At 60.7% G+C, this 24,670-nt stretch carries 21 protein-coding genes; 13 read left to right on the forward strand and 8 right to left on the reverse strand.

Annotated features, from left to right (window positions below; translation table 11 throughout):
- The first annotated feature begins 144 nt into the window (after positions 1-144).
- The 11 genes from PLJ71_15125 (at position 145) to PLJ71_15175 (ending at position 11,315) form a co-directional block, all read left to right on the forward strand.
- The gene (locus PLJ71_15125; protein ID HQM50020.1) at positions 145-2,172 is read left to right on the forward strand and encodes a glycoside hydrolase family 3 N-terminal domain-containing protein; all 2,028 of its coding nucleotides are present in this window, start codon (positions 145-147) and stop codon (positions 2,170-2,172) included.
- A 69-nt stretch (positions 2,173-2,241) separates the two neighbouring features.
- Positions 2,242-2,754: a shikimate kinase gene (locus PLJ71_15130; protein HQM50021.1), complete on the forward strand. Its 513-nt coding sequence runs from the start codon at positions 2,242-2,244 to the stop codon at positions 2,752-2,754.
- Positions 2,755-2,887: 133 nt separating this feature from the next.
- Positions 2,888-3,073 (forward strand): hypothetical protein, encoded by a 186-nt coding sequence (locus tag PLJ71_15135; protein HQM50022.1) that lies wholly within the window; start codon positions 2,888-2,890, stop codon positions 3,071-3,073.
- A 129-nt stretch (positions 3,074-3,202) separates the two neighbouring features.
- Positions 3,203-4,033 carry a PTS sugar transporter subunit IIA gene (locus PLJ71_15140; protein ID HQM50023.1) on the forward strand — a complete coding sequence of 277 codons (831 nt, stop codon included), beginning with the start codon at positions 3,203-3,205 and terminating at the stop codon, positions 4,031-4,033.
- Positions 4,034-4,140: 107 nt separating this feature from the next.
- Complete coding sequence (locus tag PLJ71_15145) at positions 4,141-4,596, forward strand: cyclic nucleotide-binding domain-containing protein (GenBank protein HQM50024.1); 456 nt, start codon at positions 4,141-4,143, stop codon at positions 4,594-4,596.
- Between the two features lie 240 nt (positions 4,597-4,836).
- Entirely contained in the window at positions 4,837-5,994 is a 1,158-nt protein-coding gene (gene sat / locus PLJ71_15150; protein ID HQM50025.1) for a sulfate adenylyltransferase, read from the forward strand.
- Positions 5,991-7,382, forward strand: a complete 1,392-nt coding sequence (locus PLJ71_15155) for an alkaline phosphatase family protein (GenBank protein ID HQM50026.1) — start codon at positions 5,991-5,993, stop codon at positions 7,380-7,382. Before sat ends, PLJ71_15155 begins: the two co-directional genes overlap by 4 nt.
- The gene (locus PLJ71_15160; protein HQM50027.1) at positions 7,379-7,723 is read left to right on the forward strand and encodes a hypothetical protein; all 345 of its coding nucleotides are present in this window, start codon (positions 7,379-7,381) and stop codon (positions 7,721-7,723) included. The genes PLJ71_15155 and PLJ71_15160 overlap by 4 nt, the downstream gene beginning before the upstream one ends.
- A gap of 53 nt (positions 7,724-7,776) precedes the next feature.
- Positions 7,777-8,829 carry a glycosyltransferase family 1 protein gene (locus PLJ71_15165; protein HQM50028.1) on the forward strand — a complete coding sequence of 351 codons (1,053 nt, stop codon included), beginning with the start codon at positions 7,777-7,779 and terminating at the stop codon, positions 8,827-8,829.
- 89 nt (positions 8,830-8,918) lie between these two features.
- Positions 8,919-10,079: an SGNH/GDSL hydrolase family protein gene (locus tag PLJ71_15170; protein ID HQM50029.1), complete on the forward strand. Its 1,161-nt coding sequence runs from the start codon at positions 8,919-8,921 to the stop codon at positions 10,077-10,079.
- 39 nt (positions 10,080-10,118) lie between these two features.
- Positions 10,119-11,315, forward strand: a complete 1,197-nt coding sequence (locus PLJ71_15175; protein HQM50030.1) for a hypothetical protein — start codon at positions 10,119-10,121, stop codon at positions 11,313-11,315.
- A gap of 175 nt (positions 11,316-11,490) precedes the next feature.
- Here the strand turns inward: PLJ71_15175 and PLJ71_15180 are convergent, their stop codons facing one another.
- The 8 genes from PLJ71_15180 to PLJ71_15215 all read right to left on the reverse strand — a co-directional run bounded on the left by PLJ71_15180 (position 11,491) and on the right by PLJ71_15215 (position 20,965).
- The gene (locus tag PLJ71_15180; protein HQM50031.1) at positions 11,491-12,918 is read right to left on the reverse strand and encodes a VCBS repeat-containing protein; all 1,428 of its coding nucleotides are present in this window, start codon (positions 12,916-12,918) and stop codon (positions 11,491-11,493) included.
- Between the two features lie 104 nt (positions 12,919-13,022).
- The gene (locus tag PLJ71_15185) at positions 13,023-13,799 is read right to left on the reverse strand and encodes a carotenoid biosynthesis protein (GenBank protein HQM50032.1); all 777 of its coding nucleotides are present in this window, start codon (positions 13,797-13,799) and stop codon (positions 13,023-13,025) included.
- Between the two features lie 90 nt (positions 13,800-13,889).
- On the reverse strand, positions 13,890-15,026 hold the full coding sequence (locus tag PLJ71_15190; protein ID HQM50033.1) for a glycosyltransferase family 2 protein: 1,137 nt from the start codon (positions 15,024-15,026) through the stop codon (positions 13,890-13,892).
- Complete coding sequence (locus tag PLJ71_15195) at positions 15,023-15,799, reverse strand: alpha/beta fold hydrolase (GenBank protein HQM50034.1); 777 nt, start codon at positions 15,797-15,799, stop codon at positions 15,023-15,025. The genes PLJ71_15190 and PLJ71_15195 overlap by 4 nt, the downstream gene beginning before the upstream one ends.
- Complete coding sequence (crtI, locus tag PLJ71_15200) at positions 15,789-17,309, reverse strand: phytoene desaturase family protein (protein HQM50035.1); 1,521 nt, start codon at positions 17,307-17,309, stop codon at positions 15,789-15,791. Before crtI ends, PLJ71_15195 begins: the two co-directional genes overlap by 11 nt.
- A 41-nt stretch (positions 17,310-17,350) precedes the next feature.
- Positions 17,351-18,349, reverse strand: coding sequence for a phytoene/squalene synthase family protein (locus PLJ71_15205; protein ID HQM50036.1), 999 nt, complete (start codon positions 18,347-18,349; stop codon positions 17,351-17,353).
- A gap of 323 nt (positions 18,350-18,672) precedes the next feature.
- On the reverse strand, positions 18,673-19,890 hold the full coding sequence (locus PLJ71_15210) for a DEAD/DEAH box helicase (protein HQM50037.1): 1,218 nt from the start codon (positions 19,888-19,890) through the stop codon (positions 18,673-18,675).
- 151 nt (positions 19,891-20,041) lie between these two features.
- Complete coding sequence (locus PLJ71_15215; GenBank protein ID HQM50038.1) at positions 20,042-20,965, reverse strand: DUF1559 domain-containing protein; 924 nt, start codon at positions 20,963-20,965, stop codon at positions 20,042-20,044.
- A 630-nt stretch (positions 20,966-21,595) separates the two neighbouring features.
- On the opposite strand from PLJ71_15215, the gene mtnA reads away from it, so the two are divergent.
- Together mtnA and PLJ71_15225 are read left to right on the forward strand one after the other, a co-directional pair.
- Entirely contained in the window at positions 21,596-22,633 is a 1,038-nt protein-coding gene (gene mtnA / locus PLJ71_15220; GenBank protein ID HQM50039.1) for an S-methyl-5-thioribose-1-phosphate isomerase, read from the forward strand.
- Between the two features lie 32 nt (positions 22,634-22,665).
- Positions 22,666-24,670 (forward strand): hypothetical protein (locus tag PLJ71_15225; GenBank protein ID HQM50040.1); only part of this gene is annotated, 2,005 nt, incomplete at its 3' end.

Raw genomic sequence — 24,670 nt, forward strand, 5'->3', positions numbered from 1 at the left:
GCACGATGATTTCCGTGGCACGTCCGCCTGCGCGTTTGGCGGCTTCTCGCGCTGCCGCTGCCTTCACACTACACGCCGGCCCCGAGGACATACACGTTGTCCCGGCCTCAGGGCGCTGCTAGAATCACGTCGAGGAGCAAGGCGATGACGTATTGGAAACCGGTGGCGATATGGATTGCAGCGGCCTGCCTCACGGGAACGGCGTTGGCCCAGGTGCGCGGGTTTGGGCTGTCTGAAACGGTTGAAAAGGCGGAAAAACAGGGCGGGGAAGAGTCTTCCGCAACGTGGACCATCGAGTCCGCCATTGCCGAAATGAGTCTGCGCACGCGAGTGGCTCAGCTCATGATGGTGACGTTGCAGGGACGTCTTGGCCCGGACGCCGCTGAGCGGCAACTGCTGGAGAACTACACCCCGGGGGCCGTGATCATCTCGAATCTGACCCGGCCGCGCAACGCAGTCGACTATGCGGCCGCGCTGCAGAGCAATCCTGTTCGAAAACGGTACGGGGTTCCGGTGCTGCTCGGAGCGGACCTGGCCGAGTTGCCAGTGGCGTTTGGCATGCGGAAAGAAGACTTTTTTGCACCGTTGCCGACGATGCTCGCCGTGGCCGCGGCCGATGACCCTACGGCGACCCGGGGTCTGGCGGACCTGTACGCGGAACACCTCGCCGCGATGGGGTTCTCGTTTCAGGCAGGCCCATGTCTTGCGCTGGCTCCCGATTTGCCGAACGCGAAAGGCGGCCTGCAATGTCTTGGCTCTGACCCCGACTTCGTGGGGGAGACGGCGGAGATTTTTCTGCGGGCATTCGCCGAGCGGGGTCTCGCGGTGCTGTTTACGGGGTTCCCCGGCGGGTACTGGAACCAATCCGGCGACGCGCCCCCGATGCTTATGACGCCGGCCTCGGCCATGGGAGCCCAGGACCTGATACCCTACAAGCGCGCCATCCTGGGGGGAGCGCGCATGCTCCTCGTAGGCAACATTCTTACGCCACATCTGGACAAGGACCGCGGCGCCGCCAGTCTGTCTCCCAAGGTGATGAAGGAGCTGCTGCGCGACGAGCTTCTGTATCCGGGGATTGTGGTTGCCGGCCCTATTGACGGGCTGTCGGTCTCGAAGGGCGCAACGCAGGAAGACGCGGCCGTTACGGCTTTGAAAGCGGGCGCCGATATGCTGCTCTGGCAGTACCCGGGCCTGCATGTCATGAAATCCGTCGAGACTATTGTGAAATCCGTCGAGGACGGCAAGTTTTCGGAGGCGGCCATCAACGTGTCGGTAACCCGGGTTCTCCAACTCAAGGATGACTTGAAGCTTCGCTCGAAGGAGCCCTCGAAGGAAAAAGCCGTTGACCGGCTCGAGAAACGCAGCGCTTATCCCGAGGCGGCCCGAAAAATCGAGCGGCGTTCCATCACCATCGTGCGGAACGAAAACGGTGTGCTTCCGCTTTCCAGAGAGCGGTCGGCCCCTGTTGGCATAACCGGGGTGATTGGCGTATCGGAACTGCGCGACCTTCTGAAAAAGGACCTGAAGAATGTCGCACAGCAAAACATCGCCACGGCGAAACACGGCGGCGAAATCTACGACTTCGAGATACACCGGCTGACGTCCCGTGCGGAAGGTGTCCGAACGGTCGTCGTAGTGCTTACCAACGAGATCCGGGCCCAAGGCAAGATCGAACTGATCAGTAAACTGAAGGATATCGGCGCGCGAGTCGTGGCAGTCCTCGTGGGCTATCCGAGCACCCTGGGGGATCTCAAGGAGGCGGACGCCATTGTGGTCGTGTATTGCGACCCGGCGGCGTCTTCGGCGGCCATGGGGGCGGTGGCCGAAGCCCTCCTGGGGAAGAGCTCTATCGCCGTCAAGCCGCCCGACGAGGCCGTGCAAGTGAAAGCGGGCACGCCCCTGGCCCTCGACGCGCTGCAATGGCTGTATAGCCCGGCGGGGCGTCTTCCTGTAAGCTTGGAACCGCCGTTTGTATACGGTCTGGGACATTCCGTTCTCACTCCTCAAACTGTCAAGAAGCTGCAGTGGGAGTTCGGCGATGGCGGCAAATCGAAAGAGCGCACGGTCCAACACGCCTACAAGACGTGTGGAACCTACACGTTGACGCTGTCGGTTACCGACGCTTCGGGAGAGGTCTCCTCGGGAATAACGCATGTCGAAGTGTCCGAGTAGAAATCCGTCGCGAAACGCAGGATATACAGGCAGCCCAATGCGCCAGAGTGGCAAGGCAAGGGATTCCGGATGAATATCGTTCTGATTGGTTTCCGCGGAGTAGGAAAATCGAGTATTGCGGAACTCGTGGCGTTGTGCACCAACCGCAAGGTCTTCCGGATAGACGACGAGGTCGAGAGACGGGCGGGGTGTTCCATCTCGGAACTCGTCCAGCAATATGGATGGGAGCGGTTCTGGGACCTCGAAGCAGAAGTCTGTGCGGAAGCGGCGGGCATGACGGACACCGTGATTGACGCGGGCGGCGGCGTGGTTCAGCGGCCTCAGAATGTCGCGGCGCTCAAGGCCAACGGCACGTTTTTCTTGTTGATCGCGGAGGCTGGCACGATCAAAGATCGCATCAAAGATGAGGGGGGACGCCCCTCAATCACGGGGAAGAAGTCGTTCCTGGACGAGATCGAGGAGGTGTTGGAGGCGCGACTGCCGCTTTACCAGGCCGCTGCGGACCATGTAATCCGCACGGATAGGCGGTCTCTGGCCGAGATCGCGGACGAGATTATCGCGATCGCGTGTACCGCACTGTAGACTACCCGTCCGGCTCCCTGGCATGGTATACTGCGTTTGGTTTTTGAGCGGTAAGCAGGGGTTAAGGGCGTGTATCAAGCGCCCGAGGTATGCTGGGCCGCACCGCCAGGCCGGTTTTGAAGAGAGGGCAGCCATGCGAGTCCGCACGTTTCAGACGAAGGTGAGCGCCGAATCCCTTCAAAAGATGGACGAAATCATCAACAACTGGCTGGAAAAGAACCAGGTTGAGGTCAAAATCGTTACGCAAACGTTTAGTTACGAAAATCACCATGGAGTAAATGCCCAAGATCCCACACTTATCACCACCGTATGGTACTAAGGAAAACTGCCGCCAGCGGGCTGCAAACGAGAGGGTACGCTTACACGGCGTTTCCCGGGCGCCAAAACTCGTTACACCCGTCGGCAAGAAAGGTCAACACGCTTGCTTAGCAAGGGGACTGGTGCTTCGATGAATCTTACCAAGTATATCATGAAATCGTGCATCGTTTCGGAAATGAAGGCTGATAACAAAGCGGACGCGTTGAAAGAACTGATCAACTTGCTGTTCGAGAAGAAGAAGATGACGAGCGTAGGCCCGGCGCTGGACCAAATCCTGGCCCGCGAAATCACGGAGAGCACGGGCATCGGAAAGGGGATCGCCGTCCCCCACGCCAGAGTCACCGGCATGAAAGGGCTCGCGTGCGCCGTGGGGCGCGTCCCGCAGGGGCTTGATTTCCGCGCGGTTGACCGTGAACCGGTGAACATCATTTTCCTGATATGCTATCCGCCTAGCGAGCAGACAACCTATCTCAATTTCGTAGCCACCGTCGCCAAATTGCTGAGCGATCCTCACAATCTCGCCAAGATCATGAATGCGGAAAACGAAGATGAGATCTTCGAGCTGCTGGAGAAGGCCTCCGAGAGTTTCTCGGAAGCTTCCGAACAGAAAGTGCGGAAAGTCAAGGCGGACCCCGCCATTGAGCAGGTGCCGGATGGCCATGCCGAGATTATCCTGCTGGCGCGCCTGCAGTTGTGCGAGGAGATGCTGGCCAACGCGCGGTCGGGCAAGAAGCAGATTCGCAGCCGCATCGACAACATTCGAGAACTCGTGTCGCCGCGGCTCATCCGGCACTACGATCGGCTCAGCAAAGCGCGTCCGCCAGCGCTGGTTCCGGTTGAGGGCGATACTTGTCAAGGCTGTTTTATGAAATTGCCTTCACAGTTTGTGCAGCAGGTGCGGCAGGACCCTGAGCATATCCATACGTGCCCCAATTGCAGCCGCTACATCTACGTCGTTTAGCCGACGGGAGGTGAACCGGATCAGGTCCGCGCGGCCCGGATGCAGACATGGGGCGGCGACAGGCGCGTACGGGTGCACCGAAAGGATGTCCAGAAAGGATTGCACGTATGACGCTTAATCCCAAGTATGAAATGTTGGCCAATCGCGTGGCCCTGTTCAAAGGGATTAGCCCGGATGACATCCACAAGATCATTTCGCGCGGTTTGACCATGGCTATGGAGAAGGGCAACATCATTTTCTACAAAGGGACGACGGGCAACCAGATGTTCGTTATCTTGGCCGGGAGGGTAAGCCTTTTCGACGGGCAGAAGCATTTGGCCGATCTCCGCACGGGGGATATGTTCGGCGAGATGGCGCTCATAAACAATGAACCGCGCAGCGCCACCGCTGTCGCGGCCGAGCAGACCCAGCTGTTCATCATGAGCGAGACCTTCTTTCAAAGGCTTATGACCAAGAAGGTCGCCATCCAGATGTTGCTCAACATCATCGGTACCTTGAGCACGCGCCTGCAGAGCATGAACAAGCGCATTCTGGAGATGAAGGAAGAGAGTGCGCGGTCTTGACCCGACCCCAGCCGGATGGGGGAACGGTCCGCGCAGGCCTTGTGAAACGGGCAGATGCCGCGCCGGAGCCGGAACTCACCGGGCCGTGTAGTGCCGTGGTACGCTTCGCCCGTTTGAGTCGAAACATCGGGTCTTGCTAAACTGGTGTTTTGTGTCTTTGCCAGGTTCACGCGCCCTTGTGGCGCGGTTTTGTTATGTTCATGCGCGAAACGCGCCAATTGGACCGAACGGAGGACGACTATGGCCATCGCACCACACGGCGGAAAGCTGGTAAACCGACTGCTCACGGGAGAAGCGCTCAAAGCCGCGCAGCGCAAAGCCGCGGCCTTGCCATCCATCACCGTGGATGCCTATACCGCGTTCGACATCGATGGCATCGCCAAGGGGTTGTTCAGCCCCCTTACCGGTTTCATGGGAGAAGCAGAAGCCCTTTCCGTGCTGGATAGCATGCACTTGCGCCCCGGCATTCCCTGGACGATACCGATTCTGCTGGACGTGCAGGCGGAGGTTGCCGACCGACTCGAGCTGGGTTCTGAGGTGGCCATTCAGGACGACCAGGGCGACGTGGTAGCGATATTGCATCTCTCCGAGAAGTTCTCCCTGGACCACGCGCAGCTTTGCGAGAAGGTGTATCTGACAGCCGACGATTCCCACCCCGGGGTGAAGTACACCATGTCTCTCGGCAAGGTCTTTCTTGCGGGCGAACTGGATGTGCTCAAGGCGCGCACGATCGAATTCCAAGAGTACAACCTGACGCCCGCCGAGACCCGCGCGGCGTTCGAGCAGAAAGGCTGGAAGCGGATCGTCGCGTTTCAGACGAGGAACCCCATCCACCGCGCGCACGAGTATCTCACCAAATGCGCCCTTGAGATCTGCGACGGGCTGCTGATCCATCCCCTGATGGGAACCACCAAGAGCGATGATATTCCCGGCTCAGTGCGGATGAAGTGCTATTCGGTGCTGATCGACAACTATTACCCGAAAGACCATGTCATGTTGTCGCTGATGCCGGTCAACATGCGGTATGCGGGGCCGAAAGAGGCCATCATGCATTCCATCATCCGCAAGAACTACGGCTGCACGCACTTCATCGTGGGCAGAGACCATGCAGGCGTAGGCAACTTCTACGGTACTTACGACGCTCAACGGATTTTCGACGATTTCGATCCCGAGGAGATCGCCATCACCCCGCTGTTCTTCGAACACGCGTTCTATTCGAAACGCACCCAATCGATGGCTTCCCCGAAGACGTGCCCCGGCACCAACGAGGACCGCGTCTTTCTGAGCGGCACCAAGGTACGCGAGATGCTCAAACGGGGCGAGATGCCGCCGCCCGAATTCACGCGCCCCGAGGTCGCGAAGATCCTCATCGAGTGGGCCCAAGAGAACGGTGAATGAGCCGCCGCCTCCTGGTGCTCGGCCTTGATTGCGCGACGCCCCAGTTTGTGTTCGGGCCGAATGCCTTCGAACTGCCGAACCTCCGCGCGCTGATGCGCCGCGGCTGCTGGGGGAGGCTCGAAAGCTGCCATCCGCCGATCACGGTCCCCGCATGGGCGTGCATGCTCTCGGGGAAGGACCCGGGAACGCTCGGTATCTATGGCTTCCGCAACCGGCGTGACTACTCCTACGACAACATGTTCACGGCCGATGCCTCGGCTGTCCGCCAGCCCCGCGTGTGGGACATTCTCTCCCGGCACGGAAAAAGGGTGGTGGTGCTGGGCGTTCCCCAGACGTATCCGGTGCGCCCCGTGAATGGCTGGATGGTCGCCGGATTTCTGACGCCCAACGAAGATGCCCCGTACACCTATCCAAGGCCGCTCAAAGAGGAGCTCCGCCGGGCCGTTGGCGAATATCTTATCGATGTGAAGGACTTCCGGACGGAGGACCGGCCTGCCTTGCTCGAGCGGCTGTATGCCCTCATGGAGAACCGGTTTCACTATGCGCGGCATCTGATGGAAGCGAAGCCCTGGGACTTCTTCATGGTGGTGGACATGGCCATCGACAGGCTCCACCATGCGTTCTGGCGCTTCTGCGAGCCGACTCATCCTGCATTCGTGCCCGGCAACCCATTCGAGCACGTTTTTCGGGACTTCTATCAGGCGGTCGACGCCCGCCTCGGCGAACTAGTCGAGCTGGCCGGAGAGGATACCGCCGTGATGCTGGTCTCGGACCATGGGGCCAAGAGCATGGTGGGAGGCGTTTGCGTCAACGAATGGCTGCTTCGCGAGGGGCTGCTCACGCTGAAACGCAGGCCCGAGCGCCGCGCCCGCATCGAGGATTGCGACATCGATTGGGCCCGCACCCGGGTATGGGGCAGCGGCGGCTACTACGGGCGGATGTTCTTCAACGTCGCGGGGCGCGAGCCGGAGGGCCAGGTCCCCGCGGCGGCTTACGAGACTTTTCGCGACGAGTTGATCAGCCGCATCCAGGAGATGCATGGTCCCAATGGGCAGTTGCTCGGGAACCGGGCCCTCAAGCCGCAGGACATCTACGAGAACGTCGAAGGCGTTGCCCCGGACCTGCTCGTGTACTGGGGGGACCTGGGGTGGCGCTCGGTGGGCTCGGTCGGGTTCGATGACATCTTTACTTTCGAGAATGACACCGGCCCCGATGACGCCAACCACGATTATCACGGCATATTCATTCTGGATGATCGAACCGGCCGGGGTGGAAAGGAAATCGAGGGTCTTGACCTTCTATCCATCGCTCCGGCCATGCTGCGTCTGATGGATGTGCCGGCGCCCGCGGACATGAGGGGAGGCGCACTCGAGGAGAGCCTGCTGTGAAACATCGGTACACCGTTCGGATTGTTGGAGAGGGGGCTGCTGAAACGGCTCATGCGCTGGTTCGCCGCCTGGCCGAACTCGGGTGTCACGTATGCCCGCCGGACCGGAAGCCCAGCGAGGATTTCGCCGGCGTTGCGGTCTTACTGGGCCAATCTTCATCGTCCTCGGGCGCTGATGAGACCGTGGAGGTCAGCCCGCACGATACGCCCGATTTCGCCGCGGAAAAAATCCTGGATCTCCTTGACGAACGGGGGGTGATTTCGATGGAATCGGAAGACTATTCCCCGGAGGAGGAAGAAGCTGTCCGGAAACGTCTGGCCGATTTAGGGTATATTGAATAGCAGCGCGTAAACGCATTCCACTACCGCCATTCAGGAAACGCTCAGCAAGCGCTATGCGGATAGGTATTAACGCATTGTCCCTCGAACCCGGCTATTGCGGGGAGACGGTTTATCTCCGCAAGGTGTTTGCGCGGGTCCGCGACTTGCAGCCGGAGACGACAGGGATCTTCATTACAAGCGCACAGAACAACGAGTTTTTTGCGGGATGCGACCGTGTGGTGTTCGAACAGCCCGTGGACGCGAGCGTAATCGGGTTGCCGGCATCCGAACGTGAGTTCACAAAAACCATCGAAAGCGCGGGCATCGACGTTCTCTTTTCTTCTCTGCGGACGGCGCCGGTCAAGCCGCGCGTCCCCCAAGTCCTGTATACGATGGACCTGCAGTTCATCCTCGAACCGCTCGCGAAGGGCCGTTGGCGCGACAAGGCCATGGTCAAACGGGTCGTGCAAACGTGCGAAAACGCCGTTGCGATAGTGGCTCCGTCTGAATTCATCCGCAGACAGCTTCTCGAGCTTTTGGAGGTGCCGCTGGACAGGGTGGTGGTGGCGCCCTTGGGTGTTTCGGATGTGTTTGCCGAACCTCAGGCCTGCTGGGTGCAGCAACCTTATTTTCTTTCAGTGGGGGCGACGCGGGCCTCGAAGAACGTCGAGGGCTTGTTGCGGGCGTTCCAGTTCTTCGAGTCGCGCGGCCCGCACAGTCTTGTGATTGCGGGGCTTCCCGGAGACCGCGAGTTTCGCGACTGGGGCCCTCGGGTCATGCGCATCCAGCAGTGTCCCGAGAACGCGCTGGCCGCCTTGTATCAGCATTGCGAGGCCGTGGTGTGCTCCTCGTTCTATGAAGGCTCTGGCGTCATGGTGCTGGAGGCCATGCGGGCGGGCGCTCAGCTTGTGGCGGGACGCGTCGGGGCTATCCCCGAGTTTGCCGGCAACGCGCCAATCTACTGCAATCCTCAGAACGCCGGGATGATCGCCTCGGCTATTCAGCGGGCCATGGATATCGAGCCGGAAAAGCGCAAGCGGCGCGCTCTCTACATGACCAACGCGGCGGCGGAATACACATGGGACAACTGCGCGTGGAAGACCCTCCAAGCCTTTCGCACATGGTGATGCCATTTGCTGCTCCGTTTGCCCGGCGTTTTCCGTTATAATGGCCTTCCTTCAGCACACGGGAGACCAAACAAGTGGGGAGAAGTGTCATGACTGTCTTGCATCAATCGTATGCCGCCATGATTGCCTTTTGGGGTGCAGTAATACTCGGAGCCGGATATGCCTCCGCGCAGGAGGCTACGGCCGGTCCGGCTCCGGTTGACCCCGCCACGGCTACCAGCGAGTTCGGCGATGAACTGCTCTGGTACGACGCAACAAGCCTTCCCGTCGACGGCAGGGGCTGGACCGACACCGCTGCTCCGTATGACCGCCTCCCTGCGCGCGCGGAAGGGGTGGTGCGTCCGCCAGTCTGGGACCTCAGCCGCGATTCGGCGGGCATGGCGGTCCGTTTCATGACCAACTCGCCCACGATCGGGGCGCGCTGGGTCTTGCGGGACGCCAGCCTGGCCATGGCGCACATGCCCGCCACGGGAGTCAGCGGCCTGGACTTATACGTCAAGGATGGGGGCAGGTGGCTCTGGGTCGCAAACGGCCGTCCGTCTGCCACTACGATGCAAGCCAAGCTGCTCTCGGGAATCCCGGAAGGGATGCACGAATATCTCCTGTACCTGCCGCTATACAACGGGGTCACGACTGTGCACATCGGTGTTCAGCCGGATTCTACCCTCGCGGTTCCTCCGCAGCGGCCCGAAGCCACACGCAAACCCATCGTGTTCTGGGGAACATCGGTCACGCAGGGCGGTTGCGCGGCGCGGCCCGGGATGGCCTACCCGGCAATCGTGGGACGCATGATGGACCGGCCCACGATCAATCTCGGCTTCTCGGGCAACGGACAGATGGAGCCGGAGATGGCGAAGTTCATCGCGGAACTGGACGCGGAAATGTTCGTCGTTGATTGCTGTCCGAATCTCGGTCCGGAGGAGATCGCCGCGCGGACGGAGCCGGTGGTGCAACTCCTGCGGGAAACCCGCCCGGAAACCCCCATAGTGCTGATGGAGAACATCATTTATCAGGAAGGGTATTTCATTCCCGGTATGCGTGAGGCTTACGAAAAAAAGAATGTCGAGCTGAAAGCGGCTTACGAACGGCTTGTAGCGGCGGGCGTAAAGAACCTGCACTACATCCCGTGCGATGCTCTGCTGGGCGACGACGCCGAAGCTACCGTCGACGGTACCCATGCGACGGACTTGGGATTCTTGCGCATGGCCCAAGCCATCACCCCGGTCTTGAATTCGATCCTGAGCAAATAGGCGGCCTCGAGGCCACCGGCAGCGAGAGGGTAGCGAGCCATGTTAAGCGAACTCGAACTTTTCCGTGTGCGCATCGGTCTTATTCAGGCGTTCTTGCTCGACCATCAGTACGACGGGATCCTGCTTTCCCGCACAGACAATTTCGCGATGGCAACCGCGGGAAAACGGAACTACGTGTCGTTGTGCTCCGATATGGGCGCGAGTTCGCTCTTTGTGACGTCCGCTGGCGACGCCTGTTTTATCGGCAATAATATCGAAGAAATACGTGTCATCGCCGAGGAACTGCGCCCCTACGGCTGCGAAATCCGGAGGTTCATGTGGTTTCAGGATTCGGCGGCGGCACTGGCGGAACGCGAATTCACGGGGACTCTCGTATCGGATGATGGGAGCCTCGGCAAGAACGTCAACGCTCAGATGGCCTACATACGCTCGCTGCTGACGATCAACGAACTCGAGAAGTACCGCCATCTGGGCAAGCTGGCCGCTGAGACCGTCACGGCGGCCGTCGAAGGGGCCGAGGCAGGCATGGCCGAAGCCGATATCGCCGCGCTGCTCATAGGCGAAGGCGCCAAGCGCCGTTGCCAGGTACCTATCGCCCTGATCGCGGCGGACCGGCGCATCACCAAGTTCCGCCACCCCTTGCCGACCACGGCGCCGCTCCTTCCCGACAAGATGCGGGAGGTCCTGGTGCGCGGGTATGTGATGATCATTCTTTCTCTCCTGAGAGAAGGCCTCGTGGCGTCTGTCACTCGGTTCAAGCGAGTCGGCGAGCTGCCCGACCGCATCCCCTCCGCGTACGCCCGCATCTGCGGCGTCGATACCCTCTTGCACGAGGCCACCGAGCCCGGCAAAACCTTGGGCGACGTGTTTTCCCAGTGCGAGCAGGCCTATACCGCCATGCGCTTCTCGGCGACCGAATGGCATAACCACCATCAGGGCGGCACAACGGGTTACGCGGGCCGCACATGTAAGGCGTCCCCCCAAGAATCGTTTCCCATCCTTGACACCAGATGGGAGAAGAAAGTGCGGGATATCACGGGCATCGATGCGGTCTTTGGGCAAGCCTTCGCGTGGAACCCCTCCGCGCCGGGGGTGAAATCCGAAGACACCTTCCTTCTCATGCCTGACGGGACCAAGGAGATTATCACCCGAACGCCCGCACTCCCACGCGTGGACCTTACCGCCGTGCTTGGACGCAAGACCGACGTGGTCAAGAGCGGTATAGCCGAACCCTGAACACGATAGCGCTTTGCCTCAGGCCGCGCTGCCTTGCCGCGGATTGTTCGATGGCATCTTCGCGCCTTTGTGGTTCGAGGCCCGGAAGCGTCTAACGCGGCGTCGCGCCAGAGAGCATTGATCCACGCATGCGCGCAGACGCAGAGAAAAAGATTCGGCGCCTTCGCGACCAGGACTAAAAGACAAGCACATGGATGTCTCGCGTTCCTTTATTGCCGGCTTCGAACACCACGATGTCGCGGCGGCGGTTGGCGTTGAGATCGCACGTCTTCGCTGCGCCATATGGCGGGATATCGAATGTTGCCGCAGGCTCTTGGGAAACAAGTTCTTCGCCGCGGCCTTCGAACAGTCCCAACCTTTTTCCGTCAGGACTGAAGACCGCGTCCATGCGGCCGTCCCCGGTAAAATCGCCGAGTGCGAGGATGCCCTCTCTGGTTCCGTCAGGCGCGGCGAGCGTGAACCGGCTCCGATATCGGGGAGTTGCGTCAAAACCGTGGGGCGAGTTCAAGTGCGCTTCCAGGCGCAGCGTAAGTCTCTCGCGAACGAGATAACTCACCATCGATTTCAGTCCGAATGACAACTCGAAAAAGAAGACATCATCCAGGCCGTCGCCGTTAACGTCGATGACGGTGGGCTGGGCGAAGGCGCCGGACTTGACGAATTGCATGTCCGGCTCTTGTGAAAAGGTGCAGCCGGGTTGCGCGAAGAAGATGCGTGTGCACGTCTCGACATCTATGCTTCCCTGCGCTTCCGTGACAAGCAAGTCAGGCAGGCCATCCTCATTCAAATCGTGGAGTTCAGCGTGCGCTTGGGGTTTTGGCGGTTTTGGGAAAGTGTCCGCATAGGCCCCGGACGGCGTTGGGGACAGGCGCTCGGGCGCTTTCTTGAAGGGGATTTCCGAGGTGACAAGATCATTCCAGTCTGGTCCCCGTACAAACTCGACCGTGTGCGTATTGATGAAAGCCAGCGCCTGATACGCGTCGTTTTCCCAGGGAAACGGCACGACACCCGGGAAGTCGTAACGCAAGTGCGTGCGGGAAGCGCTGTCGTGGGCCACCGCTCCCGCCACATGGCATCCAATGGTGGCAATTTCGCGGCCCGGCTCGCGCAGACCGTAGCCGTGAGGAAGGGGGACCAGCCACTCATGGACGCCGTCACGGTCAACGTCAACGACCTGGTTATCGAGAAAGCGGGGGAACTCGAGTCCGGCCGGAAACAACGAAACGAAACGCGGCTCGGCGACCTGGGTGAATGCCTTGTCTCGCAACGCGAGGATATGAGCCCCGGCCGTATCCACCGCCACGACCTCCGCGGGGGGGGCCCCATCCGTCTCTGCAAAGAACACTCCGCCGACGGTGGGTGGAAGTTCCTGCCGGCAATCAGCTTTCTCCGCATAGGTTCCGTCGGGCCGGCTCAGGTATACAGATAAATACGTGCCCCGGTCCGCGGTCCCGCGCGCGGACAGGGCGCAGATGTCGTCGCGCCCGTCGCCGTTCACATCCGACACCGCCACATCGGCGAGAACGTCTTCATGCTGCAACGTGTAGTGCTGCGCAGCCCCGTCCGTCACAGCGCAACAAATCATGACGAGAAAACAAAGCACGCGGCATCTCCCTTCGCGCAGATGCTCCTGCCGTGATTAGCGGCTATTCGGCATCGTGAACCCGCCTCCAATGCTCTCGGCTGATATGTATGACGCTTTCTCGTTCAATCGCGGTCCGGTTTCCCGCAACCTTCGGCTGACGCCTCGGCGCATCCCCCGCGCCCCTTGGCCGCATGCACGAGAATCACATGAGCAACACATAGCGCCAGACCCCAGCATCCCGGAACGAACAACCGGCTTCCGAGAGCGATCACGGTGAAAAAAACGACCAGGCTCAGCCCGATGATACGCAATGCCGGGGACACCTTTTCGCGGCGCCCAACGGCCGAGAGCACGCCGGATACAACAAAGCCCGTCCCGAACCAGCCGGCGAAATTGCTGATGGGGATGCCATAGTAGAGGCCCGCGTGGCCCCATTGCCAGAGACGCATGGGCCCCGCGGCTACGGGGTCGAGCACAAGATCTATCGCGGTCAATCCCGCTGCGCCGGCAAGCGCAAGAACCATCGGATGCCGGATAAAGGGCCGGAGCAATACGTCGAGATACCCCGCGAGCACCGCCCACGCGCACACCATCACCAACGGCACGCCGAGCAGCAATGGGGCGAACGCCTGCGTGTACTGGTATTCGCCGAAAGGGAACCCGGTCCAAACCCCCAGAATCTCGGCCGCGAATCCAGCCAGTCCTCCGATTACGAGCGCCATCTGATAGCGTTTGGTGGAGCAGATGAGAACCAGTACGGCGGCCAGCATCATGAATAGAGGTCCGGCCCACCGCATGTGCTCCTCGGGCTGTCCCGAGACAACGTAGGAGACCATCCCGCCCGCCCACAACACGGCGTACGGAATGACCAGCATGCCGAGCAAGAGCCTACGTTTCATGGCGGATGAGCAACTCCTCGGCGATCTTCGCGGATAAGCGCACCACGGGCGTACGGCCGCCGCTCACCACTGCGTGTCCGGCGTCTTTGCTCATGGCTTATCCACCGGGGCGCCCGCATGGTAGCGCCGTCCTTTCCATTCAACGCCACGGCCGGAGCGGCACTGCCACCACGATGAAATGCCCAGAGCGATGAACATCGCCTCGGCCACCGGATGAAGCAGGCTCGACCAGAAGGGATGTCCAAAACGCATCCCCATTATGGCGCGCATGGCAACCACCAGCGCGGCAGACGCCGCGAACAAGTGCCAGGGGCCATCAATCATCAACGCTAGAGGAATCATTAGAAAGGGCAGCAGGAAACACGTGAAATGAAACAGCAAGAACAGCGGGAAACCCCACCTATGACGAAACGCCGGGTAGAAATTCTTCAGAAACCCGCGCCAGATGTCTCCCAGACCTTCATACATGCGCACGCGCACAACATCCTGCCCGTCAAGGCAGATGCTCCGTTGGCCGCGCACCCGCCAGAGCCGCGCGAGACACGTGTCCTCGAAGATTTCGTTGCGTACGGCCTCATGCCCGCCTACCGAGCGATACGCGTCGCGTTGCGCAAGTATGCACGCCCCATGGGCCAGTCCCAGCGAAGGATCGTTGCGCGACAGCGCCAGATGAGCGGGAAACAGCGTGAACGCACAGAAGCTCAACATGGGCATGAGGGCGTTCTCCCAGAAGGTGCGGCATTCGAGAGCCGGCCAGCACGACAAAAAGGTGGCGTTGCGGGCGCGGGCTTCGTTAACCATCCTCGCGGCCGCGTCCGCGCTCAGAGCCGTGTCAGCATCCAGGAACAGGAACCATTCCGAAGCGGCGTTCCGGGCCAGTTGAGCGCATGCAAACGGTTTGCCGAACCATCCGTCGGGCAAGGCAACGCCGGGCAACAGTCGAATGCGGGCATCGCGGGCGGCGTATTCCCTGACGAGGTCCGCCGTGCCGTCAGTCGAATGGTCGTCATACACCAGCACTTCCGCCACCGCCGGCCCCTGCCTGGAAACCGAGTCGAGACACGACCCGAGCCGCCGTTCCTCGTTCCGTGCCGGGATGAGGACGGATACTGCCGGCACGTCCTCGCCCTCTTTCTTGCGCACCCCCGGCCATAAGGCCATGTTCATCACAACCACGAGAAAGACAAACGAACAGAGCAGGAAGACAATCGTGGTGAGCGCTGTCATGGCGCCGCCTCGGCAGATGCCGGCGTTCTGCCGTTGCAGGGTGTTTGGAACAGGATGCCGGCAAGCTGCGCTGTCGCTTCCCGGATCGGTTCGTGGCCCGCTCCCTGCAATTCATGAATGCGAACGCCCGGAAAGACTTCGCGCCATATGTCGAGCGACCGCCGAACCGCCGCGAAGGTGCGGTCGCCGTGGACGATGTCGACGTCGACCTGAAGGGATTTGAATCGGCGGCTGTCAGCCAAAGTGAGCATGAGGCACAGATAGCGGTGCGCCACAGCGTGGTCTACCTTGACAAAGGCGGAGGTCAGATTGGTTTCGGGGCGGCGCCGTTTCCGAAGGGCGTTATTGGTGATGAAGCGTCCCAGGGGGTTGGCAAATGTCGTATAGTACGCGTTGCGCCCAAACGTTCCCCATGTAAATAGCCGAAAGTACCAGGGGCAATAGGCAAACGGGTCGATAAGCAGCACCCGGGGCACGTTCAATCCATATACACGCAGCGTTTCCAGACCGAGCTGAGCGCCGCCGCAGTTGCCCACGAGGGTGATGTCGCCGGAGGGCGCCTGCCGGATCGCGTTGGCAATACACTCGAGCACGGGCTCGAGGGTAAGCTCCGCGGGCGCCACCGAATCGCCGTAGCCCGGAAGGTCCATGGCAAAGAACGAAGCATCAGCAGGCATGTAGTCGTAAAGCCGCCGGAAAGTGCGGCTATTGCCGGCCCACCCGTGCACGCCGACGAACGCGCGCGGTCCATTACCTATGCGCTCAACGTTCATGCGCCAGTATCCTCTCCGCCGTAAGCTTGCCGCTCAGTACCGCCATGGGCATTCCCGTGCCCGGCGTGGTGCTGGCGCCGGTGTAGTACATGCCTTCTAGCTCTGGGGCGTAGTTTCGGGCGCGGAACGGGCCTACCTGGAACAGCGTGTGTGCCGCGCCGAAAGCCGACCCGTCGTGTAATCCAAAACGCTCTCGCCAGTCGTTCGGGGTATAGACGTGCTCGACGCAGATCCGGGCCGCGGTCAGGTCGCAATCGTGTTGTCTCAAACGCTCGAGCACCTGGGCCCGGATGCTCGCAACGCACTGTGCCCAGTCCACGTCGCCCATCCTGCTCAGTAACGGCAAGGGCACGAGCACGAACACCGTTGTGTTGCCCTCGGGTGCAAGCCGGGGGTCGGTCGCCGAGGCGATGCTCACATAGAAAGGAAGGCCGCGCGGAACCGTGCTGCCCCGGAACAAGTCACGGAAGGCGCCGGGATAGTCGTCGGGCAGGAAGATGGTGTGGTGGCCCATCCCCTTGACCTGCCCTCGCACGCCCCAGTAAAACGTCAGCACGGCAGGCGTCATGCGCGTCCGCGCGTTCGAGCGGCGCCGCTTCTCGATGAGCGGTTCGTGGCCGAGGAGGCTTTGGTCGGTCGTCGGCACATCCACGTTCGAGACGACAATCCGAAAGGCGTCTATTCCGCCTCCCGCTTTCCGCACCCCCCGCACCGCGCCGCCGGCGGTCTCGATCCGCTCGACCGGGGTGCTTGTCAGGATTGCCACTCCTGTTTCGCGCGCGAGACGTTCAAGGCCCTCGACGAGGCCGTAGATTCCCCCCCGCGGCAGCCATAACCCGTACGCGAGCTCTCCATACGGCAGGATCGAGAAGAAACCCGGCAGTTGGAAGGGGGAGCCGCCCAGGTACATTCCATACGACCCCAGCCCTTCGCGAATATGGCGGCTCTTGAAGAAACGGTCCAGCTCGCCGTACAGGGAGCGCCACACGCTCAGGCGCAGGATTTCCCCGGGCCGCATCGACACCAACCATCGCAGGGGGTTGTCAACATTGCGCGTCACCAATTTTGCAAACGCCAGGTCATACTTGGCTCCCGCGTCCGCAAGAAAGTGCATAAGCCCCGGCGCAACACGCGGTTCGACGGATTCCAGTGCCCTCAACAGAGCTACAAGATCGCTCGAGAGAGCGAACCGGGTTCCGTCGGGCCACTGAAATGCCACGCCGGGTTCCACGGGCAACAGCTCGATATAGTCCGCCATCCGGGCGCCGGCCGCGCGAAACAGGTTTTCGAAGACCCAGGGATAATTGAGGAGGGACGGTCCCGTGTCAAATCGAAAACCATTCGACTCGAGGAGGTTAGCGCGCCCGCCCAGACGCTCGTTCGCCTCGTAGAGGGTTACGGGGAATCCTGCCAGGCGCAGATGTATGGCCGCGCTCAATCCCCCAAGTCCCCCTCCTATCACGGCGACAGGAGACGCGGTATTGGCATGTTGACAGCGGTTTCCAAGCATAAGCATAGTTTGAAGACGCGGCGCTCAACAGACGCCGGGAGTCACGAATGCAAGAAAGACAGTGGCAAGCGCCAGTACTTGCTCGCCGGTAGAAGCCTGAATTTGTCCCGGAAGGGCACAGTCTCCCGGTGCAGAAAACCCTCGCGACTGTTTCGGATCTGCCAGTTCAAGCGGCCATAGACTTCTATACAGGCATGGATGGCAGTCCGGCTATCCGGAGAGAACGCATCGAGGTCCGCGCGCGCCCGGTCGTAGTACACCTCTGCCTCCCCTGCCACACGATGCACAACACGCGAGATGGCCTCGCTTTGCGCGGGATCTAGGGTGTCCATGCGGGCAATGCCCTCTGCCCGCAGTAGTTCCATGGGGAGGTACTGCCTTCCTCGCCGCTGATCCTCGGCGACGTCGCGCACGAAGTTCGTGAGCTGCAGCGCGATCCCAAGGTCTCTCGCGGAACGTATGGCTCTCGGGAAATCCTCGGGGCGCGCCGGACCATAAACGTACGCCAGGAAATAGCCTACTACGATCGCGCTGCCATAGACGTATCCATCGATAAGGTCCGTCAACGTCTCGAAATGCGCCGGACACACGTCGAGGCGCATGGCGCGAAGAAAATCGCGGTAGTATTCGTGGGGAATGTTGTTTCGCCGGACGACCTCGGCAAATGCGGCGGCAAACACCGGGGTCCCTGCCTCAACCGCGGCGCGCAGCGACGGCGCCGCAAGAGCCGCATCGTACTGGACGGTCCAGACGTCGAGCGCCTCAAGTTTGCGCGATTCATCCCACGCGAACGAGTCGACAATCTCGTCCGGATACCGGAGAGCCGAATAGATGACCTCGACCTGATCGCGCTTTACGCGGGGCAGGAAACGCGTGACGATGAAGAAGCTGGTACTGTAATTGCGCAGCACATGGCGTGAACTGCGAACCGCCGCGGCCCATGCTTCAGAATCGCTGGCCGCGTCTCGCACTTCCGCTCGGGTCTGCGCCATAAAGCGCTCCCAGTCGGCAAGAGAGTACTCATTTCGAGACAACCACATAGCATATCCTTAATCACAGACTGTCGTTGCGCGGGTGCAGTGCGCCGCGCCTCTGGCGCCGCACTCTCAAGTGCCCCTGAGTTATACGCTCCCGGGCCGCTGGCCTGTGTCAACCTGAAACAACATGAGAAAAAGATTGCTTCCCCATTTCTTGTGCGTGGGCACCTCGCCGCCGCATTGGGACTTGCTCCGGCAGGTCAGCGGGCTGGCTCTCACATCGCCGCCCCGATGCACGCCCTGTTTAGACTTCAGCAATGATAGGATAGCACAGGCAAAGGTCACTGTTCACTAATACAACCGTCGGCGGACGACGTTTCAGGGGCCTACCGCGACTTGAACAGGCCGCTGCGCCGCCGCCGGTACGAGATGCCGTGCCGCCCCCGGGCGGTTTCCCCGCCTGACGCCTGAAACAAGGAAATGACGGGCACCGCTCCCTCCCAATCGGCACGGGGCAGGTTCCGGCCCAGAGCCCGCTCGATGGCTTCCAGCGCGAGATGGTCGGACGGCGAAACGAACGTGAGCGCGTCACCGTCGGCGCTTGCCCGTGCCGTGCGGCCGATGCGGTGGATGTAATCCTCGGCGTTTTCGGGGATATCGAAGTTGATCACATGACTCACGGCCTCGATGTCAAGCCCCCGCGCGGCAACGTCGGTTGCTACGAGATAGCGGTACTTGCCCGACCGGAACCCGGCAAGCGCCTCGTTGCGCTGGCGCTGGGACCGGTCTCCGTGGAGCGCCTGTACCTTGAAACCGTGCTTTCGCAAGGCCTTGGCCACTCGCTCCGTGCGCGGTTTCGTGCCCACAAAAATCATGGCGGAGTCAATATTCTCGTCCAGCAGCAATTCCCGCAGCAGCGAAAGTTTTCCTTCGGCCTCAACCGTATACAGCAGTTGACGCAGCGTCTCGACGGGCTTGGCAATCTGCCCGACTTCTATACGCTGGGGGTCTTTGAGAAACTCGTCGGCAAGCCGCGCGATTTCCCGCGGAAACGTTGCCGAACACATCACGGTCTGCCGCCCAGTGGGGAGTCTTCGAAGAATGCTGCGTATATCGGGAAGAAACCCCATATCGAGCATGCGGTCCGCCTCGTCCAGAATGAGCACCACGAGGTCGTTGAACCGGGCGTGGCCGCGGTGCATGTGGTCCAGAAGGCGGCCGGGTGTCGCGACCACCACGGCCACTCCCCTCTTGAATGCGTCGATTTGAGGCCCGTATCCCATGCCGCCGTACACCGCGGCACTGCCAATGCCCAGGGGTTTCCCCGTCCGGACGATCACCTCATGAACCTGTTGCGCAAGTTCGCGGGTTGGCGCGAGCACCAACATCATATTTGCCCGAATGCGGCCTTCGGCAAGGCGCGTCAGGGCCGGCAGCACGTAAGCCAAGGTCTTCCCCGTGCCCGTCTGCGCCACGGCGACAACATCGCGCCCCGCGAGCACTGCAGGGATCGTTTCATGCTGAATCGGGGTGGGAGTGTGAATCTCCTCCGTATCCAGAACACGGAGCAAACTGGGATGTAAGCCGAAATCATCGAATTGCATATACTTCCGCCCGCCCGCCGGGTTGGCATACACCGGATCGCAGTGCTTGAAGCACGCGTCACGAAACCCGCAAGCAAACATGCGTAATCTGTTTGAAGACCAAGGCTCCCGGCGTGTCGAACACAGCACCTGAAACAGTCAGGCAGGGTGATTATAGCAAGTTTTTCACGTGCGCAAAGAGGATGGACCACGAGGCGCAGATTGGAAACTCGCCCGGATACCGGATGAACTCGACATGGCCGTCCATGAAAAGGACATTGCCGCCGCCCGGTACATGGTTGAATTCATTGACGGTATAGGGGTTTCCGAGCAGATCAACGCTGTTTACGGTCACATCAGCATTCGCGGAGTCGTGCATGACCACCAAGCGGCTCTGGGCGATTGACCCGGCTGCCGGATTGTTTACGTCCGTCACAAAGAACCGTTCGATTCCTTCGCGCAACCTGTAAGCCGTCTTTTCTCCGACCAGCACATCGCGATCCGCCGCAGTCACGGCATCCTCGAGCGTGGCCGCATCCACGACACCCGTAACCATCTCGATAAACGCAAGAAGAAAATCACTTGAAAGGAAACCCAGGGCGGGGTCCGTGCTTTGAAGGTCATCCCTGTCTGTCAGGTAGTACTCCGGTGTCAAGGCCCACCCGTAGTAGAAATACGAAATCGGATACATCAGGCACGGACAGATCGCGGAATCCAGCTCGCCATTGCAGTGGAAGGCGCCCCCTTCAAGTACGTCCGCAGTGTCCGGATCAGATGGACACAGCAGAATCATTGCGTCGCTCATATACTCGGGGTAAATGGAAGCTCCTTCCGGGGTCCATATCAAAATCGCTTCGCTGGTTACTTGGTCGCATGCCGTACCGTCACGGAACCGAAGCGGAGGAAACTTCTCCCCCTGCGATTCGTTTGCATACATTTTGAAAATCAACCCCATTTGTTTGAGGTTGTTGGCGCAGCTGGCCCGGCGTGCGGCTTCCCTGGCCCGCGCGAGTGCTGGCAACAAGATCGCCGCCAATATCCCGATGATGGCTACTACGACGAGCAGCTCGATCAGGGTAAATCCTCGATACCTCATGGCTCTCTCCCCAAGACCGGGACACTCCTCCTCAGGAGTCCTGTCAATAAAAACCCGCGCCATCCTGCTAACCATTGTATCACGAAAATCAATGGAATATATCCGGAAATTCCCGATAATTCCGAATTTACCCATCTCGAAATCCATCTTGACGGAAAGTCTGGGCCGGTCTCTTGTCCCGGACCAGTTGCAATTATACCATATATTATGCGACTTGCAATAATAATTATACGAATCGAGAAAAAACCAACCATTAACGACGGCGTGAATCCTGCGTAAACAATCAATTCTGTGCTGGAAACTGTGCGGGGGCGGATACATCCGGTGGGGTCGATGTTCTTGGACAGACAGCGGCTGCCGCCGGGCCCGTTCGGTCACGCAAGCTCCTCCCAAGGAGCTTTGGACGAGATACCTCGTCCGGGGACATAGAGCGGCCAGCCGCGCGGGCGCACGGTCGCGCCTGGTAATGATGGCTGGTTGCCTCATTACGCTCGCATCTGAGGTTGGTCTTGGCGGCCAACCCGCGCCCTGCGTCAAATCATTATCATGGCTTCGGGTGTAACGTAAAACTTGCCTCACGCGCCGCACTTGGGTAGCCTACCGGAAGGTTAGACATAAGGAGCCTCCTGTATGAATCTTACGCCGGTCATCTGGCGAGCAGGGGAACTATCCATAATCGACCAAACGCTGTTGCCGCTGGAGTATCGGGAGGTTCGCCTGGACTCGCTGCAAGCCGTCTGGGATGCGATCCGCAGCCTTCGGGTCCGTGGAGCGCCGGCCATCGGAGTCTGTGCGGCATTCGGCGTGGTGGTATGCCTGCGCGAAAACCGCCCACAAGACGTCTCGGCCGCTCTGCGGACGGTGGACGAGGCGGCGGGACGTCTGGAAACCGCACGGCCGACCGCGGTCAATCTGTTCTGGGCTTTGCGCCGGATGCAGCATGCGGCCCGGGAACACGCGGGCACCGTGTCCGTGCAGGGCTTCATGGACGCACTCGAGACGGAAGCGTGCGCCATCCGCGACGAGGACACGGCCTGCTGCCGGCGAATAGGCGATTTTGGCGCTGCACTGATCCCTGAAGGCGGCGGGGTGTTGACCTATTGCAATGCCGGTGCATTGGCGACGAGCGCCTATGGCACCGCTCTTGCGGCGATGTATCGCGCCCACGAGCAAGGCCGCTCCTTTCACGTCTACGCAAGCGAGACCCGGCCTCTGCTGCAAGGCGCCCGTTTGACCGCCTGGGAACTGATGCGCGCCGGTATCAAGGTCACTCTCATCTGCGACAACATGGCCGCGCAAGTCATGCGCGAGGGCCGTGTCCAGCTCGTGCTGACCGGTGCGGACCGCATCGCCGCAAATGGCGACACGGCCAACAAGATCGGCACGTACGGGCTTGCGGTGCTTGCAGCAGCCCACGGGGTGCCGTTTTACGTCGCCGCCCCTTTGTCGACGTTCGATCCGGCGGCCGCGAACGGGGACGCCATTCCCATTGAGCACCGTCCCGGCGGCGAGATCACCGATGGCCTCGGCAAGCGCATAGCTCCAGAGGGTGTGGACGCGTACAACCCGGCTTTTGATGTAACGCCGGCGCGTCTGATCGCGGGAATTGTCACGGAAAGGGGTATATTGCGGCCGCCTTTCCTGAATTCAATCAGCGAGTGCTTCTGACGGCATACGAAAGCAACGTGGGATTTGCCAGGATGATCGAGAAACTCGTAGAAGTCATAGCCGGGGCTACCGAAGAGCAATTCCGCGAGATTTCCCTCGAGGACGCGGCGTTGTGCCGGACCTGGTGCGAGGCCCAAGAGCGGCACAACAGGAAGAAGGAGGTATGCGAGACTGCGCAGGCGCAGCTTGATGCGTGGCTGGCGGAACACGCGCAGCAGCCACCGGATTCGGAGGGCCATCGGTACCAGTGGGTCCTGCGCGACCTCATAGATGTGGTGCAAAGGGGCGAGCTCTTCGGGCTGGAAAGGGATGAACTGGATTTCCTTTGTTGCGTGTACGTGTTGGCGGATCGGTTTGTGGATCGAACCGTGTACGCGCGCGTGCGCTCTGTGCTGGCGCCCTACTTGAACGAAATCGAGGTTCGGCGCAAGGAACTTCCGGATTACCTTCGGCTGACCGGTCTGGCAAAGCGCGTGCATTTCGTGGATGCCAAGGAGCTTGAAGACGCGCCGCATGTCGCGGCTCGCTCGATTGCGGGCATCGGGATCTCTGCCAGAGGCCCCTTGCGCCGGTATTCGGGGCACGTCAAGCTGCTAGGCAATGTTCCGGATGATTGCACCCTTGTGGTCGAGAACGGCTGTTGCAGCGTGGCGGGATACGTGATGGGACGGCTCGCCGTTACGCATCACTGTGACGTTCGTCACAACATTTCGGGTGTTGTCATCTCAAGTATGGGCAGCATTCGCGCCCGGAACATCATCGACCAGGCCTACGTTGTGGCGAAAGCGGGGAGCGTGCATGTTTGCCGCGTCGAGAACCCAAGATTGCTTTTTGCGGGCGAACGCCTGGTGGTCGTGGATACCATTCGCCGGGGCAATATCATCGCACCCGATATAGATGTGCATGAGGAGGCCATCGGGGGCAGGATTCAGGTATCGCGGTGCTTGTCGGGCGGCCGTTTCCGCGCGACGCCTGGCCTGCCGCTCGAGATCATATTTCGGAAACAATTGTCTGCCAGCGATTTCGGCGGGATCCGCAGCAAAGAAGCAGCGCGGCTTTCATCGGAGGTGCTCCGACTGAAGATGCGCGTTCTCACGCTCGAGTCGCTCATCAATTCTCTCGATCGAGAAATCGAGCGTCTGGCCGAGAATGCGCTCTATTACATCTTGAGCGACGAAACCGCCCGAGAACAGGCCGACGCCATTCGGCGGGACAAAGGAAGACGTGACGTCATCGACCGCATAATCGAGGGTCTTCTTGGCATGGCCTACGCCATCGCCGAGCGCGCGGCTGAACGAGCCAATGCCCCGGCACAACCAGACCGCGGCGACCATGACGAGGCCGAAGTCATGTTCGGCGTCGCCGATGCCGTCCTGAACGACCTGAGTTCCGCGGGCTCGGCTGAACGCGACGTGCCCGCGTTTATCGGCCGCGTCGCCGACATTCGCGATGGATTCCGGAGCGGTGCGCCCGGCAACCGGCTCGCCGCGTCTTCGCTGGCGCGCATCCGCCAGGAATTGCAGTCCTGGATCGCAGAGCGCAACCGGATTGGCGGCCAGCTCGAGCAGCGCGAAGCCCATCTGCGGTCACAACTGGAATTCGGACAATTCGTCTATTCGGCGTCCGATCGGGATTCAGCCGAGCGCATGTTGAAGACCTTGCTGGCATCGGCCCAGGAGCGGCCTCAGAAGCCCGCTGTGGCGAAGAAGCTGGCCAGCAATTTCGTGGCCACCATGTGCAGGAATATCGAGAAACGACGAAAGGCCGCCGAAGAACGCCGGCATGAATTGCTTGAAATGCGGCGCGAATTCGAAGAAAAAGCCAATCGCCTTCGCGCACAACACCATATCGTGATAACCCTCGGAAAGGGCGACACCGGGGAAGGACCGCGCGTGTCGGGACGTTTCGAAGGCGGCGTGGTGATTTGCGCTGATATGCTCGCCCTGGAACAGAGCGAAGCGTCAGCGAACGCCCGCCTGGTAGTCCCTGACACCGGCGAAGCATCCATGACCTATCAGCGTCGCTTCACGTCCATCG

Source organism: Candidatus Hydrogenedentota bacterium (assembly GCA_035416745.1).
Taxonomy (GTDB): Bacteria; Hydrogenedentota; Hydrogenedentia; order Hydrogenedentales; family SLHB01; genus UBA2224.